At 48.1% G+C, this 16,366-nt stretch carries 15 protein-coding genes; 12 read left to right on the top strand and 3 right to left on the bottom strand.

Annotated elements, in window-relative coordinates; all coding sequences use genetic code 11:
• Positions 1-67: 67 nt before the first annotated feature.
• Positions 68-1,990, top strand: a complete 1,923-nt coding sequence (gene dnaG, locus HQ865_RS19865) for a DNA primase (RefSeq protein ID WP_173416580.1) — start codon at positions 68-70, stop codon at positions 1,988-1,990.
• Complete coding sequence (locus HQ865_RS19860) at positions 1,990-2,364, top strand: YraN family protein (protein WP_173416579.1); 375 nt, start codon at positions 1,990-1,992, stop codon at positions 2,362-2,364. The genes dnaG and HQ865_RS19860 overlap by 1 nt, the downstream gene beginning before the upstream one ends.
• A 90-nt stretch (positions 2,365-2,454) precedes the next feature.
• Here HQ865_RS19860 and HQ865_RS19855 read toward each other — a convergent pair whose 3' ends face one another.
• Positions 2,455-2,751 (bottom strand): hypothetical protein, encoded by a 297-nt coding sequence (locus HQ865_RS19855; RefSeq protein ID WP_173416578.1) that lies wholly within the window; start codon positions 2,749-2,751, stop codon positions 2,455-2,457.
• 231 nt (positions 2,752-2,982) lie between these two features.
• Between HQ865_RS19855 and HQ865_RS19850 the strand changes: the two genes are divergently transcribed.
• The 3 genes from HQ865_RS19850 to HQ865_RS19840 all read left to right on the top strand — a co-directional run bounded on the left by HQ865_RS19850 (position 2,983) and on the right by HQ865_RS19840 (position 6,395).
• Positions 2,983-4,059 (top strand): glutaminyl-peptide cyclotransferase, encoded by a 1,077-nt coding sequence (locus HQ865_RS19850; RefSeq protein WP_173416577.1) that lies wholly within the window; start codon positions 2,983-2,985, stop codon positions 4,057-4,059.
• Between the two features lie 211 nt (positions 4,060-4,270).
• The gene (locus HQ865_RS19845) at positions 4,271-5,086 is read left to right on the top strand and encodes a DUF1365 domain-containing protein (protein WP_173416576.1); all 816 of its coding nucleotides are present in this window, start codon (positions 4,271-4,273) and stop codon (positions 5,084-5,086) included.
• Between the two features lie 70 nt (positions 5,087-5,156).
• Positions 5,157-6,395: an SAM-dependent methyltransferase gene (locus HQ865_RS19840; protein WP_173416575.1), complete on the top strand. Its 1,239-nt coding sequence runs from the start codon at positions 5,157-5,159 to the stop codon at positions 6,393-6,395.
• 166 nt (positions 6,396-6,561) lie between these two features.
• On the opposite strand, the gene HQ865_RS19835 is transcribed toward HQ865_RS19840, so the two are convergent.
• The gene (locus HQ865_RS19835) at positions 6,562-7,908 is read right to left on the bottom strand and encodes an MFS transporter (protein ID WP_173416574.1); all 1,347 of its coding nucleotides are present in this window, start codon (positions 7,906-7,908) and stop codon (positions 6,562-6,564) included.
• A 299-nt stretch (positions 7,909-8,207) separates the two neighbouring features.
• Between HQ865_RS19835 and HQ865_RS19830 the strand changes: the two genes are divergently transcribed.
• From HQ865_RS19830 to HQ865_RS19820, 3 genes are all read left to right on the top strand, one after another.
• A complete protein-coding gene (locus HQ865_RS19830; RefSeq protein ID WP_173416573.1) occupies positions 8,208-8,861 on the top strand; it encodes a hypothetical protein in 654 nt (217 codons plus the stop codon).
• A 106-nt stretch (positions 8,862-8,967) separates the two neighbouring features.
• Positions 8,968-10,179 carry an ABC transporter permease gene (locus HQ865_RS19825; protein ID WP_173416572.1) on the top strand — a complete coding sequence of 404 codons (1,212 nt, stop codon included), beginning with the start codon at positions 8,968-8,970 and terminating at the stop codon, positions 10,177-10,179.
• 49 nt (positions 10,180-10,228) lie between these two features.
• Complete coding sequence (locus tag HQ865_RS19820; RefSeq protein WP_173416571.1) at positions 10,229-11,467, top strand: PP2C family protein-serine/threonine phosphatase; 1,239 nt, start codon at positions 10,229-10,231, stop codon at positions 11,465-11,467.
• Between the two features lie 6 nt (positions 11,468-11,473).
• Here HQ865_RS19820 and HQ865_RS19815 read toward each other — a convergent pair whose 3' ends face one another.
• Positions 11,474-11,848 (bottom strand): hypothetical protein, encoded by a 375-nt coding sequence (locus HQ865_RS19815; RefSeq protein ID WP_173416570.1) that lies wholly within the window; start codon positions 11,846-11,848, stop codon positions 11,474-11,476.
• A gap of 89 nt (positions 11,849-11,937) precedes the next feature.
• Between HQ865_RS19815 and HQ865_RS19810 the strand changes: the two genes are divergently transcribed.
• From HQ865_RS19810 to HQ865_RS19795, 4 genes are all read left to right on the top strand, one after another.
• Positions 11,938-12,540: a ribonuclease HII gene (locus HQ865_RS19810; RefSeq protein WP_173416569.1), complete on the top strand. Its 603-nt coding sequence runs from the start codon at positions 11,938-11,940 to the stop codon at positions 12,538-12,540.
• A 59-nt stretch (positions 12,541-12,599) separates the two neighbouring features.
• Complete coding sequence (locus tag HQ865_RS19805) at positions 12,600-13,799, top strand: glycosyltransferase family 4 protein (protein ID WP_173416568.1); 1,200 nt, start codon at positions 12,600-12,602, stop codon at positions 13,797-13,799.
• A 42-nt stretch (positions 13,800-13,841) separates the two neighbouring features.
• The gene (gene gcvT, locus HQ865_RS19800; RefSeq protein WP_173416567.1) at positions 13,842-14,921 is read left to right on the top strand and encodes a glycine cleavage system aminomethyltransferase GcvT; all 1,080 of its coding nucleotides are present in this window, start codon (positions 13,842-13,844) and stop codon (positions 14,919-14,921) included.
• Between the two features lie 130 nt (positions 14,922-15,051).
• Positions 15,052-16,314: a mandelate racemase/muconate lactonizing enzyme family protein gene (locus tag HQ865_RS19795; protein ID WP_173416566.1), complete on the top strand. Its 1,263-nt coding sequence runs from the start codon at positions 15,052-15,054 to the stop codon at positions 16,312-16,314.
• Positions 16,315-16,366 lie beyond the last annotated feature (52 nt).

Below are 16,366 nucleotides of genomic sequence, written 5' to 3'. Positions count from 1 at the left end.
TTGATAAATTATGTTCTGCCCAATAGAATAACCCATTGTTAATTTAGCCTACATTTGCAGTTAACACATGATTACCAGAGCCACCGTAGACCGCATAATGGAAGCCACAGATATTGTGGAGGTTATAGGCGAATTTGTGCAGTTAAAAAAGCGCGGGGCTAATTATATCGGCCTGTCGCCTTTCGCTAACGAGCGTACGCCATCGTTTACGGTATCGCCGGCCAAGGGTATTTTTAAGGATTTTTCGTCGGGCAAAGGTGGCTCGGCCGTTACCTTCCTAATGGAGCTGGAAAAGTTCAGCTACCCCGAAGCGCTGAAGTGGCTGGCTAAAAAATACGGGATAGAAGTAGAGGAAACCGAAACCAAACCCGAAGATAAGGAAGAAGAGAACCACCGCGAAAGTCTGATGATCGTATCGGCCTATGCCGGTAAGTTTTTCCAGGATAGCTTGTGGGATACCGACGAGGGGCAAAGCATTGGCCTGAGCTACTTCCGTGAGCGCGGTTTCACTAACGAGACCATTCGCAAATTTGAGTTAGGCTACTCGCCCGATCAATGGGAAGCTTTCTCAGCCCAGGCCATTAAAGACGGCTATCAGGAACAGTACATGGTAGAGAGCGGCCTGTCTGTAAAACGTGATAACGGCAGCCTGTACGACCGTTACCGCGGCCGGGTGATGTTCCCCATCCACAGCATGACGGGCCGGCTGATCGCCTTCGGTGGCCGTACCCTGAAAACGGATAAGAACGTACCCAAATATGTGAACTCGCCCGAGAGCGAGATCTACCATAAATCTAACGTACTGTACGGCCTTAACCTGGCCAAAAAAGCCATTCGCGACGAGGATAACTGCTACCTGGTAGAGGGCTATGCCGACGTGATATCGGTATTCCAGGCCGGGATTGAGAATGTGGTGGCATCATCAGGCACATCGTTGACGGTAGAGCAGATCAGGCTGATCGGTCGCCTCACCAAGAACATCACCATTTTGTACGATGGCGACGCGGCGGGCATCAAAGCATCGCTGCGCGGGTTGGACCTGATACTGGAAGAAGGCCTGAACGTAAAGGTGGTATTATTCCCTGATGGGCACGACCCCGATACTTATGTACGCCTGCTGGGCAGTAGCGCTTTTAAAAAATATATTGATGATAACCGCAAGGATTTCATCCTGTATAAAACCAGCATCCTGCTGAAAGAGGCCGGAAAGGACCCGATACTAAAGGCCGGTGTTATCCGCGAGGTGGTGGAAAGTATCGCTAAGATCCCCGATTCCATCAAGGCATCCATCTTTATTAAAGAGTGTAGCAGCCTGATGCAGATAGACGAGCGCGCCCTGCTGACCGAACTGAACAAAATGCGGCAGGCGAAGCATAAAAAAGATAGCCAGCATCAGCCTGAACTAACGCCTTTTGATGATGCGCCCATTGCAACCGAGCCCGAGCAGAAACCGGCTGAAGCCGATGGCGAGCCGCAGGAAAAGGAGATCATCCGTCTGTTGTTGCTTTACGGCAACCGCATGATTGATTGGGACGGCATTACCAATACCTATATCGGCCCATTTATGATTGCCGAGCTGAATGATGTAGAGTTCGATCAGCCGGTGTGCAAAAAATTTGTAGATGTTTATCGCGAGGAGGTAGATAACGGCCGGCTGCCCGATGAGCAGTATTTTATCCATTATCCCGATAAAGACGTGGTTGATATCACCGTCAGCATGCTGGCTACCCGCTATAGCCTGAGCGAAAACTGGCTGGATATGCACAAGATCTTCACCCCGAGCGAAGAGGATAACCTGCGCGGCGCGGTGTTGGGCGGTATTTTCCACCTGAAGAAGCAAAAGGTGGGCAAAATATTGAACAAATTGCTGACCGACCTGCAAACCTGCGAAGACCCGACCAATCAGGAGATACTGATGAGCCAGTACGCGTTCATGAAAAAAGTAGAGAAGAAGATCACCGATTTCTTCGGCACCGTCATTTCCAAATAATGGCTACCCATAACGAACTCGGTCGCCGGGGCGAAGAACTGGCGAAAGCCTACCTTGAAAACAATGGCTACGAGATACTAGACGAAAACTGGACACACGGCAAGGCTGAGGTTGACCTGATCGCTTATAAAGACCGTACGTTGATCTTCATCGAAGTAAAAACCCGCACCGGCACCGGTTTTGGCGAACCCGAGGATTTTGTAAATGCCCGCAAGCAAAAGCTAATGGCCCAGGCTGCCGATGAATACATTTATATCATGAACCACCAGCACGATGCCCGTTTTGATATCGTAGCTATCCTGTTCCGCGCGGATGGCAGTCATCGGCTCAATCATATTGAGGATGCCTTTTGGCCGGGGATGGGAGAGATTTAACCACCATTATTCATACCGTCATGCTGAGCGATAGCGAAGCATCCCCGATTAGCAGAACGAGCAGGCATAGTTTGGGATCCTTCGCTATCGTTACCCATGACATGTTTGTTTTTCCGACAGCAAAAGAGCTTCCGGGTGAAAGCGGGCAGAACATGGTGGCCTGTGGGCGGAAGGGGCATTAGCTTGGTGCTGAAGCGTGGACTTGCGGGTGCGAAGCGGGGCATCAAGGTTCAGCCCGTGATTCTGCACGATTTGCTGGGCAAAGGCCTGTGCGGAAAAGGAAGCATTTTTGCTGTCTTGAATTTTTGCTACTTTTTTTTCAAGAAAAAAGTAGTAGGCCCCTGCGGCTATGAGCAGACCAACATTAATAAAAGCACAACCGATCATCCTATGGGATTGCCGCGCTATCGCTCGCAATGACAATATCTTTTAATGTCATTACAGCCTTATAGACCGTCGGTATTAGAAAACTCAGCATGACGAGGGATGTAGGGCATAATGACAATCTACTTATTTTGTATATCCCATAATACAATTATATTTGAAGCGTCCCCCTTTGCGCGCTTTGTGAAAACTCTTAGTGTCCTTTGTGGTTAAATCATCACCATCAAAACAAAAATGAAAAAACTAACCATACTATCCCTCTCCCTTATCGCCATCCTCGCCTATAGCTGTAGAGACAATGATAAAGGCGGCCAGGGCATAACTGTTAGTCCGGAAACGGGCAAAAGCTACAACGCTGGTCAGCCGGTGGAACTGAAGCTGCACTATCCCGGCGATATGAAGCCCGATTCGGTAGTGTTCCTGTTAGATTCTGTTAGAGTTGGCGCGGTAAAGGATTCGGCTGCATTTATACTGAAGACCGACAGCATGAAGATGGGATCGCGTTCGGTTACAGCCAAAATGTACCAGGGCGGCAAAAGCATTGATGTGGCTACCAACTTTTTGGTATACGCCGCCAAGGCGCCCGAAGAGCTAAGCTTTGTGGTAGAGAAGGTGTTCCCTCATGATACCGCCAGCTATACCGAAGGCCTGCTGTATCAGGATGGTGTGTTATACGAAAGCGATGGTGGTCGCGTTGGCGAAGGCGCTGGCCAAAGCAGCCTGCGTAAGGTTGACCTGAACACCGGAAAAGTAATAAAGCTGGTAAACGGCGACCCCAAAGTGTTTAACGAGGGTATCTCCATTGTTGGCGATAAACTGATTATGATGACCTATACCGAAAAGATAGGTTACGTTTACGATAAAAACACCTTTAAACTACTGAATACCTTCACCAATAATGTGGGTAAAGAGGGCTGGGGCATGTGCTTTGATGGTAAACAGCTGTATCTTGACGACAGCACCAACCGCATTTGGTACCTGAATAAGGATACCTATAAGGCGCAGGGCTATATTGATGTTTGCGATAACAAGGAGCAAAAAACGCAGGTAAACGAACTGGAGATGATAGACGGCAAGCTGTACGCCAACGTTTACACCACAAACGATATCCTGGTGATAGACCCTAAAACAGGTGCCGTGCTTCAACACGCCGATATGACCAGCCTGTGGCCGCTAAATGACCGCCCCGCAGATTTTAACAGCGAGGATAAGGTATTTAACGGTATAGCCTGGGACGCGCAAGGCAAGCGCCTGTTTGTTACCGGCAAAAAATGGCCGCACCTGTACCAGATTAAGCTGGTGAAGAAATAAGCAAGCTTTAACTACAGTTTGTCATTTCGATAGAGCATGGGGGGATGAGTGAGAATGGGGCGAAAGAGAAATCTTATACATGCGATAAGCGTGCCGTATAAGATTTCTCCTCACCCCCCCGCACATAACCCCTGCGGTTCGTTCGAAATGACAAGTGGTTATAAGGGATGCTCCTCCCATCCAAACCCCCGGTATTTCCGTATCTTGTATTATGGCAGCATCGGCTATCAATTCATGCTTATACAAGGCGCGGGTAATGCACCACCGGCTGGAGCCTAAAAAACACAGCTTCCACTACAACGTGTTTATGTTTTATCTCGATCTGGACGAGATAGATACCCTTAGTCATCGCCTGCGCTGGGTGAGCCGTAACAAATTCAACCTGTTCAACTTTCGGGATAAGGACCACCTGCAACTGCCTAAGGAAAATCCCGATGCCTCTAAAAATGTAAGGCAGCATATTAATGATTATCTAAAGCATAACGGCGTAGATATCGGCAATGGCCGCATTATGCTACTCACCAATTTGTGTACCCTGGGCTACCAGTTTAACCCGGTATCGTTTTACTTTTGCTATAACGAGCAGGATGAGGTGGTTTGCTCCATTGTGGAAGTGTGCAATACCTTCCGCGAGATGAAGCCTTATTTCCTGGGCGGCGATACCCGTAACGGTGATCACTTCCACCTCAATACCACCAAATATTTTTACGTATCGCCATTTATTGATATGGATACCAATTTCGATTTTAACCTGGAGATCCCGGGCGAGAAACTGAATATCCGTATTGATGATTTTAAAAATGACGGTACCCGCTTTTTTATCAGCACGCTGAATGGCAACCGCGTACCACTAACCGATGGCAAGCTGTTACAATACTTCTTCAGCTTTCCGCTTATCACCCTACAGGTCATCGGACTGATCCATTGGCAGGCGCTGAAACTTTGGCTTAAAAAACTGCCCTTCCATAAAAAGGAGGCAAACAAACAATTACAGCGCGATGTTTATCGCCCGTATGGTAGTAACTAAAACGTACAACCTGAAAACTTTATCGCAAACAATCCTCGTACATATGTTAAATTAAGTTTACCAATTAGCCATGTCCGACACACTTACCCTCGTTAAAAAAAGCAGCCTCTACCAGGATGTTGTATTGAAGGCCCTGGCCCGCATGAGCAAAGGCACGCTTCATCTTACCCTGGCAGACGGTGCGGCTTTTACCCTGGGGACCGGCGAGGGCAACATTTCGGCCCGCATCAGCATTACCGATAACGAGTTTTATAAGCGTGTAATACTGTATGGCGATATTGGCTTTGGCGAGGCGTATGTAGATGGCCTTTGGGAAACCGATAACATTACCAACGTCATCAAATGGGTGCTGCTGAATTTAGATAACGCCCCGGGCGTATCGGGCAGTAAGGCGCAGGCGCTGGGCCTTAACCTGCTGAAGTGGTTCAATAAGTTATACCATAGTAAGCGTGCTAATACGCTTGACGGATCGCGCAAAAACATATCCGAGCATTACGATCTGAACAACGATTTCTTCGCCAGCTTCCTGGACCCAACCATGACCTATTCCAGCGCCTACTTTTATAAGGATGGCCTTACGCTGGAAGAGGCCCAATATGCCAAGTACGAACGCCTTTGCCGTCAGCTGCATTTAAAACCTGCCGACCATGTTTTGGAGATTGGCAGCGGATGGGGTGGCAATGCCATCTACATGGCAAAAACTTATGGCTGCAAGGTAACATCGCTTACCATATCCGAAGAACAATTGAAACTGGCCCGTGAACGGGTGGAAGCTGCCGGCTTAAGCGACCGTGTACAGATATTAATGAAGGATTATCGGCACATGGAGGGCCAATTTGATAAGATCGTTTCGGTAGAGATGCTGGAAGCCGTCGGGCACGATTACCTGGACCAATACTTTCGCCGCTGCCACGAATTGCTGAAGAAAAACGGCATCCTGGCTTTGCAGGTAATTACCAGTCCAGATTGCCGGTACGAAAACCTGCGCAAGGGTGTCGATTGGATCCAGAAGCACATTTTCCCGGGTTCGCTGCTGCCATCGGTAGCGGCTATCAACGCCGCCATCAACCGCAGCGGCGATATGACCATGGTTGATCTGAAGGATATTGGCCTTGATTATGCCCGCACCCTGAAGCTATGGTACGACCGCTTCAACGCCAACCTGCCAACCGTGCGATCGCTGGGTTTCGACGAGCGCTTCATCCGTAAGTGGAACTATTACCTTTGCTATTGCGAAGCCGCCTTTGCCATGCGCAACATCAATGTAATGCAGCTGACGTATGCAAGGCCGAATAATATTGAGCGGTAGGTGTTGGGGATGGCGTTGGAGGTTATTTAACCACAAAGGACACAAAGTTTTTTTCACAAAGTTCACAAAGAAAGAAATAAGCTTTTATGGCTAACCTAAGGCTTTGTGATCTTTGTGTTAATAGGCTTGTTATTTCTTTGCGTCCTTTGTGGTTAAATTGCCACTATTATCCCCTCACCCGTCTCTCCTTAAAACGCCCAAATATCAGCAAAGCCAAAAAGCACAGCACAAAACCGCAGATGCCGTTCATCCGCAAGCCGTAATCATTCCCCGGGTCTTTACCGTAAATGGTGAGGAAGGTAAACAGCGCTATCCCAAGTGTTTGCCCCAGTTTTACAAACAGGTATTTTACGGCGAAAAACATGCCCTCGCGGTTTTCGCCGGTTAGTTTGGCTTCGCGTTCGGCAATTTCGGCAAGGATGGCGTTGGGGAGTATCCCCAGCGATGCTAGCGGAAATGATGCTGCCAAAGCCAGTGCGTATAATTGCACCTTGGCCGATACCGGGAATTTACCTAAGAAGAATATCGTCGCGAAGATCAAGCTCAACAAGCCGAACGAGAACATTACGATGGGTTTCTTACCGATTGTTTTAGAAAGATAGATAATGAGTGGGTAAAAAAGCAGCGAGGTTAGCACCATTACCCCCATCATAATGCCGCCCTGCGTTTCGTGCAGTTTAAGGAGCACGGTAACAAAATACATCAACCCGCTGGATATAATGCTGAGCGCCATGTAGTAGGAAAAATCGGATATGAGGTAATACTTGAAATTACGGTTGCTGAATGTTTTTTTAATTGCAGGCAGCAGGGGCAGGTGCGATGGTTTGCTGTCAGAATACTGCCTTTCGTTAATGGTTAGCACCGGGATCAGCATCATCAACCCGGCAAAACAGCAAAGGCCCCAAATGGTGTATTGTACGGCCAGATCAGCATCGGCAAAATGGAAGGTGTTTTGCACAAAGCTGGCATAGTTGTTCACCAGTCCGGCAATGATCATCCCTAAAACAAAACCCACCTGTTGGTACGATGACAGCTTCACCTTTTCTACCGATGTACTGGTGAGCTCGGGAAGCAGTGCATTGTAGGGGATGATATAACTGGTAAGGCTCATGAAAAAGAGCAGCAGCGCGATGGTTAGCCCCATGGCATTGTAAACGCTTTCGCCTTTGGTAACCGGGCAAAAAATCAGGCAGCAAAAAACTACCGAGGGCAGGATGGCCCATTTCATAAACGGGATGCGGCGACCGGCCTTGTTCTCGCTTTTGTCGCTCAGCGAGGCGATAAAGGGATCGAACAAAGCATCTACAAAGCGCCCCGAAACCTGGATAAGTGAAAGTACATTGATCAGCCCGAACAGCAGCAACTGCGGCAGCAAGGGCGTAAGCCCCGAATTGTTTGGCGGCAGGTAAAAGTAGGTGAGCATCACCAAAACAATATTGGTCATGATACTCCAGCCGATCATCCCCGACGCGTAAGCCAGTTGTTTGCCTAAAGGGAGTTTTTTGATCGCCATTACTGCAAGATGCGAAATATTATAATAACTGAGATTGTGCTATGCGGTTATATTACAACGTAAAGGGATAAGTGTTTGGCGTTGCGGATTGATAATCGTGCATATGCATCTTACCAACTTGTTATTTCGACGAACTATGGGGGAAGAGCGATGGCGCGAAAGAGAAATGACAAAATTATACTTACAAAAAGAGGAGCCAACATAATAGTCTCTCAAAAGAGGCGAATCGCACCGACCAACGCTTTCTATGCGTTACCCGATTACCATTAACCCCATCAAAACCGTACTTTTGCATCACCATGAAAAAAGTTTTTTTGTTGATGGCCGTTTGCGCCGTTATGTTAAGCGCCTGCAGCGATAAAAAGAAGGAGGGCGTAATTACCTACCAGCTATCGTACCAGTTACCCGACAGTCTGACCAGCTTTGCCGCCTACCTGCCTAAGCACGCGCACGCTTACTTTAAAGGCGATTCGGTAGCCAGCGTACAGGGCACCGACGAAGAATCGACCACGATGATCACCTACCACCCAACCGGGTATTTGCTTTGCCTGCTGAAGTCGGGTATGAAGCGCTTCCAGGTGCAGTATAGTTTAGAGGAGCAGAAAAAGGAACTACCCGACATGTCGCTTTACGAGTTTACCAGGGGCCGCACCGATTTAAAGATAGCCGGTTATGCCGCTCAGCAGTATATCATGAAAAACAAATTCAGCGGCGATACTACCAGCGCCTGGTTTACCCATGATATTGAGGTGCCCCCCAATTACCTTACGGCTATGTTCAAGCCCGAGTTTGGTACTCCGCTGCGTTTCAGCATCAATCAAAATGGTATGGTGACCGAAACATCGTTCAAGGAGATCCGTTACGAACCGGTGCCCGCCGGGATTTTCGTCGCGCCGCCGGGATACAAAAAAATGACGCCAAGTGAGTTGAACGAGATGCCGGTGGGAAATTAAAAGCTTAATTACTCAATTTTTTTCGGTGTGATAGTCGGGGGTAATGCTAATACGTATATTAGCCAACGGACTTTTTACTTTTAACTTAATACTTTCCACTTAGCTAATGGCCGAACTAACCCCCACCCAACGCGCGTTGCGCTCGTTCAGGCGTAATAAGCTGGCCATGGGTGGATTTTTTTTCATCATAATCTCGGTAATTATCGCTATATTGGGGTATCTCGTTATGCCGGATAGCACCCCGCAGGCTAACGACATGGTTTTGCAGATGAGCCTGAAAACCCCGGGCAGCAAGTTCATGTTATTGCGCATCCGCAAAAGCAACCCGATAGATACGGTTAACATTTTCCAAAAGCTATGGTCGGGACAGCCCAATTATTATACTATCCTGCCAATCACTTTTTGCAATTTCAGCAAAGATTCGGTAATAGTTGGCGAGTATATTGGTGCCGAAGACAAGCCCGAACGCCATGCCTACAACGTATTTGAAGTGTATTATGGGCAAAAACCAATTTATAGCAAAGGGCAGGTAAGTATAAAACTACCCGGCCGGCAAGTGTTGGTAATGGCCAATAATCAGCAAACCTACAATAAGCTGTATAAAAGTTTTTTTGAAGATAACATCGTACATAAAACCTACCTGCTGGGTACAGATCTGTACGGCCGCGACCTGTTAAGCAGGTTGATACTGGGTGCCCGGGTATCGCTATCGGTAGGTTTGATGGCGGTGATCATTAGTTTAATTATCGGCATCTCGGTAGGTGCATCGGCAGGCTATTATGGCGGTAAGATAGACGCGGTGCTGAGTTGGGTGATGAATATCCTGTGGTCGCTGCCGGCATTGTTGCTGGTAATTGCCCTGTCGTTTGCGTTGGGTAAGGGGCTTTGGCAGATCTTTATAGCAGTGGGTTTAAGTATGTGGGTAGAGGTTGCAAGATTAGTGCGCGGACAGGTAATGGCGCTGAAGCAGGTGGAATATATCGAAGCTGCCCGGGCCATGGGCTTTAACAATTATCGCATTATTACCCGGCATATCCTGCCTAACATCACAGGGCCGATACTGGTGTTAGCATCATCCAACTTCGCATCGGCTATATTGCTGGAGGCAGGCCTAAGTTTCCTTGGTTTTGGCGCGCAGCCGCCAATGCCTACCTGGGGCAGCATGATCCGCGAGCATTACGGCTATATTATCATGGACCTGGCCTACCTGGCCCTTGCGCCGGGATTGGCCATTATGCTGATGGTTTACGCCTTTAACCTGGTTACCGTTGGGCTTCGGGACGCGTTCGATATTAAATCCCAAAGTGCGCGATTGTAGAAATTAATTATTAATTTAGTAAAAGCTTTTTTCGAAGAAAAGCGCCTAAATGCATTATACCGGTCAAAATCAGGGTGAAGATGAATTAATCGGGTTGCTGCTCAAGCGGCAATCGGAGTTGAACTCTTTGTTGGAGATCACCAGGGCAGTTAATAAAAATTCGCCCACGCCGGTGCTCATCCAAATGATGGAGTCTATCCTGCAGGGCTTACTGAACGTAGGCCGCTTTCGCCTGCTGATAGAAAAAGAGGGCAGCTTTATCTGCATCTCCAAATACGGAGGCCATTTCGAAACGCTGCCCGTACTGCTGAAAGCCTGTGTCAGCCTTAAAAAATTCCGCCAACCCACATCGCTTGCCGAACATAACCAGGGCCTGCTGAAGGATTATACTTACTACATCCCGTTTTACGATAAAACCAAGCCGCTGGCCTATATGCTCATCGGCGATTTCGATTCTACCGCCGAGATGATGGAGAACGACCTGGCCTTTATCCAAACGTTGGTAAACGCCATTATTGTAGCCCTGCAAAATAAGAAGCTGTTTCGCCAGCGCCTGCAAGCCGAGCGTTTTCAACGCGAAATGGAATTGGCATCGGAAGTGCAGAATATGCTGATCCCTGTAAAGCTGCACCGCGATACGGCCGTAGAGATCGGCGCTAAATACCTGCCTCACCAAAATATCGGCGGCGATTATTACGATTTTATGCGGCTGAACGATCATGAACTGATCTGGTGTATTGCCGATGTATCGGGCAAAGGTATCTCGGCAGCGCTGCTGATGGCCAACTTTCAGGCCAGTTTGCGTGCCTGGGCCATGGTTGATGATGACCTGACCAGCATTATCGAGCGGCTGAACGATATCGTGATCAAGAATACCCGGGGCGAGAAGTTTATCACCCTGTTCCTGGCCAAGTATAACCAGCAAACCCGAAAGATGAATTATATTAATGCCGGCCATAACCGTTCTATCCTTTATGCCGATGGCGAGGCCATGTCGCTAAAACTGGGTACCACCATGATAGGCGCCTTTGAAGAACTGCCATTTATTAATCAGGGCGAGGTGGATGTAGAGCCAGGTTCGCTAATTATCAATTATACCGATGGCCTGATGGATTACGAGGTGGAGCAAAGCAAGCAATGGAACGAGGAAAAGCTGACCGAGTTTGTCATCGCCAACGGCCACCACTCGCCCGACCGGTTTAACCAAATGCTGATGGATCACCTGAATTTGGTGGTAAAAGGCAAGCCTATTGATGATATTACGGTACTGACGCTGAAGATATTTTGATGCATATCATTCTAAGATATCGTTCTCGATTTTGGTGAAATATTGCTTATCAGTAGGTTTTATATCAACAATATCAAAGCATTTCGGATCAAGGCTGTTCCATTCTTTATATTTCAGGTATTCGTTTATGACAGACCGATCTATCATGATTTTACCTTTTCCTGCCCAATGCCTGTTGGTACTATCTTTTTTTAACCCGCTTATCCAATATCGTTCCCCACTTAGTACATCATAGCAATCCCCATGTCCATTTCCTTTAAAAGCATGGCCATTAAAATAGATAGTTCTGCCGGTTTTTGAGAACTCTACTTTTCCTATCCATGCCGGGCCATCATCATTGTATCCTGACTTCAATTCAATATATTTTATCTCCGGTTTCATTGTCCTAAAATTAAATGAATAAGTGTAACACACTATAACATATCACAAATTATTTTGACCAGCACATTAACAGCAGTATTTTTGCGTAAATGCTACTCCCCCGTTATCAACATGACTTACTTGAGGCCGGCTGCGATGAAGCCGGGCGAGGTTGCCTGGCCGGGCCGGTATTTGCCGCGGCTGTGATCCTTTCGCACGATTTTGAGCACGCTTTACTCAACGATTCGAAAAAGCTGACGGAAGCCGACCGTTACCAGCTGCGCCCCGAAATAGAGGCCAAAGCGGTGGCCTGGGCTGTGGCATCGGTTGATAATTTGGAGATAGACAAGATCAACATCCTTAATGCGTCGTTCCTGGCCATGCATAGGGCGTTGGACATGCTGAACCTGCGGCCCGAGTTTTTGATCATCGACGGTAACCGCTTTAATAAATATCAAACCACACCACATGCCTGCATTGTGGAGGGCGACGGCAAATACTTCAGCATAGCGGCGGCATCCATACTGGCCAAAACCTACCGCGATGACTACATGAAGCAAATTGCCGAAGAACATCCGGAGTACGACTGGCACAGCAATAAGGGTTACCCCACCATTAAACACCGCAACAAAGTTTTAGAGCTGGGCTATACGCCATACCATCGCCGCACCTTTCGCATTACCGACCCACAGCTAAGTATTTTTGAAATATAATTGGTTTCCGGCCCGCAGGATGCTATTTTTGTTTGTAACCAACGCATTCCTGCTCTTTTGTGAAAATATTGATACTAACCCACCGCATCCCGTTCCCTCAAAACGGCGGCTACCCCATTGTGGTAGGCAATACGATACGCGGCTTAGTTGACAAGGGGCACGAGGTATCACTGGTTTCGCTTAACGATCAAAAAAAAACCGATAAGGAGGTGGAGCAGGACGAGCTGCTGACCCGGATCAACTACCGGTCGTACAATATAGATACCACTACATCATTCCGCGATGCCATTAACCGCTTGTTTAACAAGCACTCGGCTATCGACCGTTATCATGATGCGGCCTTCGAGCGCCTGCTGGTACGCGAGGTGCGGAATACGGCCTATGATATCATTCAGTTTGAAGGTTTATTTGTAGCGCCCTACCTGGAGAGCGTACGCAAAAACACCAAGGCTAAGTTGGTTTATCGCGCGCATAATATCGAGCACCAGGTATGGCACCGCCTGGCCATGCAAAAGCAGGACCCTATCAAACGGTTCTTCCTGAATATGATATCCAACCGGATAAAAAAATATGAGCTGGAGATATTGAACAGCTTCGACGCCATCGCGGTGTTTACCGGGCAGGATAAAAAAACCATGGAGGATTATGGCGCGAAACAGTATATCGAAGTGATCCCAGTAGGGATAGACATGGATAAATACCGTCCCGAGCCACAGAAGACCGAGTTCCCCAGCCTGTTCTTTTTAGGCTCGCTAAGCTGGATGCCCAACCGCGAGGGGATAGAATGGTTTTTAGAGAATTTTCATAATCACCTGGTAAATGGCGAACTACGCACCCGCTTTTATGTGGCCGGCAACGATATCCCCGAGCAGTTTGACGAATACGAGGTGATGGGCAAAATTTACATCCAGGGCGAGGTTGACGACGCGCTGGAATTTGTGAACAGTAAGGCCATCATGATCGTGCCGCTGTTATCAGGTGGCGGTATGCGGGTGAAGATAGTAGAGGGGATGGCCATGCAAAAGTGTATCATCTCCACCAGTCTTGGCGCCGAGGGCATCCAATATCATGATGGCGCCAATATATTGATTGCCGATACCCGCGAGGAGTTTTTTAAGGCGATAAAACGTTGCGTATCCGACGAGGAGTTTTGCCGTACCATAGGCCTGAATGCCCGCCGCATGATAGAAAGTCAGCACGATATCCACGCTATCAGCACCCGGCTGGTAATGTTTTACAAAAAAGTGATAGGGGACTGATATGGTTAATTTTATTTAATATTGCACCAAATTTAATTTTGCATGAAAAATACCGCTTTAACAGATAAGCATATTTCCCTGGGCGCCAAAATGGTGCCTTTTGCAGGTTACAACATGCCTGTGCAGTACGCCGGCATCAACGCCGAACACGAAACCGTACGCAAAGGCGTTGGCGTTTTCGATGTAAGCCACATGGGCGAATTTATACTGAAAGGCGAAAAAGCTATCGACCTGATCCAACGTGTAACCAGCAACGATGCTTCGAAGCTTTATGACGGCAAGGTGCAATACTCGTGCCTGCCTAACGAAGATGGCGGTATTGTTGACGACCTGCTGGTATATCGCATAGATGATAAAACCTATATGCTGGTAGTCAACGCGTCGAACATTGAGAAGGATTGGAACTGGATCAGTAAGCACAATACCATGGGCGTGGATATGAAGGATATCTCCGACCGTACCTCGCTGTTGGCCGTTCAAGGTCCTAAAGCTGCCGAGGCGCTGCAAAGTTTAACCGATACGGACTTGGGTTCGATGGAGTACTACACTTTCAAGAAAGGCAAATTCGCCGGGATCGATAATGTGGTGATATCGGCTACAGGCTATACCGGTGCCGGTGGTTTTGAGCTTTATGTAGATAACGAACACGCCGAAAAGCTGTGGAATGCGGTATTTGCCGCCGGCGAAGCTTTTGGCATTAAACCAATTGGTTTAGGCGCACGCGATACCCTGCGCCTGGAGATGGGTTTCTGCCTGTACGGTAACGATATCGACGATAATACATCGCCGCTGGAAGCCGGCTTGGGTTGGGTAACCAAGTTCAGCAAGGATTTTGTGAACAGTACCAATCTACAGCAACAAAAAACCGAAGGTGTTAAGCAAAAGCTGGTAGGTTTTGAAATGATAGACCGCGGCATCCCCCGTCATGATTACGTAATTGTGGATGCCGACGGTAATAACATTGGCCGGGTAACATCGGGTACACAATCACCATCGCTGCAAAAGGCAATTGGCATGGGTTACGTAAAGAACGAGTTTGCCAAGGAAGATACCGAGATCTACATCCTGATACGCGATAATAAGATAAAAGCAAAAGTGGTGAAGCCACCGTTTTATAAGTAAAATATAAAGGCACACCAGTACACCACAGTACAGTTTAATCAAACCGCTTTCGATATATTAGGTGCTACAAACCAAAAGATAAACCATGGCTTGCCGGCTCCCCGTCCGCAGGCCGTTAAACAACATTTGTATGCATACTAACCGGCGTAAATTTTTGGCTACGGCTGCTTTGGGCGGCATGGCTGCTGCACTGCCTTTTTCATCGCAGGCTGCTGATTATCCTATCATCGGTGAGCCCGATTATACCAAACTGGATGAGGCGATGAACCGGCCCGTGTTTAAAAAGGAGTTGTTTAAGGATCCGGTAATTATCGAAACCATCGAACTGCTGCGGTATAAAAACACATTCCTGTGCCGGGTACGCTCAAAGGATGGGGCTGTGGGCATGTCGGTAGGGAATAGCTTGCAGATGAAGTACCTGTACCCTGTTTTTGTGAATAGGGTGCAGCCTTACTTTATTGGCAAGGATGCCCGCAACCTGGAAGCTTTGCTGAACGAGGTTTACGTGTACGACAGCAATTACAAACTACAGGGCATTGCCCTTTGGAACCCGCTGGCCACGCTGGAGTTTGCCATACTGGATATGATGGGGCGCATTGCTAACAAATCCATCGGGCAATTGATCGGCGATATCCATCATAAACAGATAAATGTTTACCAGGCCAATAGCGAGCGCGATATTACACCCGAACTCACTATAGAGCATCTGCAAAAGCAACTGTCCGAATCGAAGGCGAAGGCTATTAAATTTAAGCTGGGTGGCCGCATGAGCCACCCCGAATATCCGGCCAACCGCTCTGCACGCTTAATTCCTATGGTGCGCAAAACCTTTGGCGATGATATGGTCATATCAGCCGATGCCAACGGATCGTACGATGTGAAGGAGGCCATCGCCATCGGCAAGATCATGGAGGAGTACAAGTACGATTTTTACGAGGAGCCTGTTCCGTTTGATTGGTACGAGGAAACCCGGCAGGTTGCCGCTGCGCTGAACATCCCCGTTGCCGGTGGCGAGCAGGAACCCAGTATCCACAACTTCCGCTGGCTGATAGCTACCAACGCGCTGAAGGTAGTACAGCAAGACCAGTTTTACTTCGGCGGCATGATCCGGTCGATGAAGGTGGCACGCATGGCGCAGGTTACAGGTAAGGTATGCACCCCGCACACCACCGGCGATGGATTTGGTTATGTATACCTGGCGCATTTCATTTCGGCAATCCCCAACGCGGGCCGCTTCCACGAGTTTAAGGACCTGAGCAAGGACTTGCCTTTCGAGTGCAAAACATCATCGCTAAAAAGCGAGAACGGTGTAGTGCAGATACCGCAAGGCCCGGGCCTCGGCGTAGATATCGACCCGGATTATGTGAAGAAGCATGAGGTAGTAAAGGGGTAAGGCTAAATAATATAATGTCATGCCGAACTTGTTTCAGCATCCTATCATACAA

The organism is Mucilaginibacter mali (genome assembly GCF_013283875.1).
In the GTDB taxonomy this organism is placed as follows: Bacteria; Bacteroidota; Bacteroidia; order Sphingobacteriales; family Sphingobacteriaceae; genus Mucilaginibacter; species Mucilaginibacter mali.
The sequence above is the reverse complement of the archived record's forward strand: the minus strand, read 5'-3'. Positions and strand labels throughout refer to the sequence as shown.

Bases quoted from the DNA above. Each gene is read 5' to 3' on its own strand.
- HQ865_RS19810 (WP_173416569.1), top strand. From the start codon at position 11,938: ATGCTACTCCCCCGTTATCAACATGACTTACTTGAGGCCGGCTGCGAT.
- HQ865_RS19850 (WP_173416577.1), top strand. From the start codon at position 2,983: ATGAAAAAACTAACCATACTATCCCTCTCCCTTATCGCCATCCTCGCC.
- HQ865_RS19815 (WP_173416570.1), bottom strand. From the start codon at position 11,848: ATGAAACCGGAGATAAAATATATTGAATTGAAGTCAGGATACAATGAT.
- HQ865_RS19835 (WP_173416574.1), bottom strand. From the start codon at position 7,908: ATGGCGATCAAAAAACTCCCTTTAGGCAAACAACTGGCTTACGCGTCG.
- HQ865_RS19845 (WP_173416576.1), top strand. From the start codon at position 4,271: ATGGCAGCATCGGCTATCAATTCATGCTTATACAAGGCGCGGGTAATG.
- HQ865_RS19820 (WP_173416571.1), top strand. From the start codon at position 10,229: ATGCATTATACCGGTCAAAATCAGGGTGAAGATGAATTAATCGGGTTG.
- gcvT (WP_173416567.1), top strand. From the start codon at position 13,842: ATGAAAAATACCGCTTTAACAGATAAGCATATTTCCCTGGGCGCCAAA.
- HQ865_RS19830 (WP_173416573.1), top strand. From the start codon at position 8,208: ATGAAAAAAGTTTTTTTGTTGATGGCCGTTTGCGCCGTTATGTTAAGC.
- HQ865_RS19840 (WP_173416575.1), top strand. From the start codon at position 5,157: ATGTCCGACACACTTACCCTCGTTAAAAAAAGCAGCCTCTACCAGGAT.
- dnaG (WP_173416580.1), top strand. From the start codon at position 68: ATGATTACCAGAGCCACCGTAGACCGCATAATGGAAGCCACAGATATT.
- HQ865_RS19860 (WP_173416579.1), top strand. From the start codon at position 1,990: ATGGCTACCCATAACGAACTCGGTCGCCGGGGCGAAGAACTGGCGAAA.
- HQ865_RS19855 (WP_173416578.1), bottom strand. From the start codon at position 2,751: ATGATCGGTTGTGCTTTTATTAATGTTGGTCTGCTCATAGCCGCAGGG.
- HQ865_RS19795 (WP_173416566.1), top strand. From the start codon at position 15,052: ATGCATACTAACCGGCGTAAATTTTTGGCTACGGCTGCTTTGGGCGGC.
- HQ865_RS19825 (WP_173416572.1), top strand. From the start codon at position 8,968: ATGGCCGAACTAACCCCCACCCAACGCGCGTTGCGCTCGTTCAGGCGT.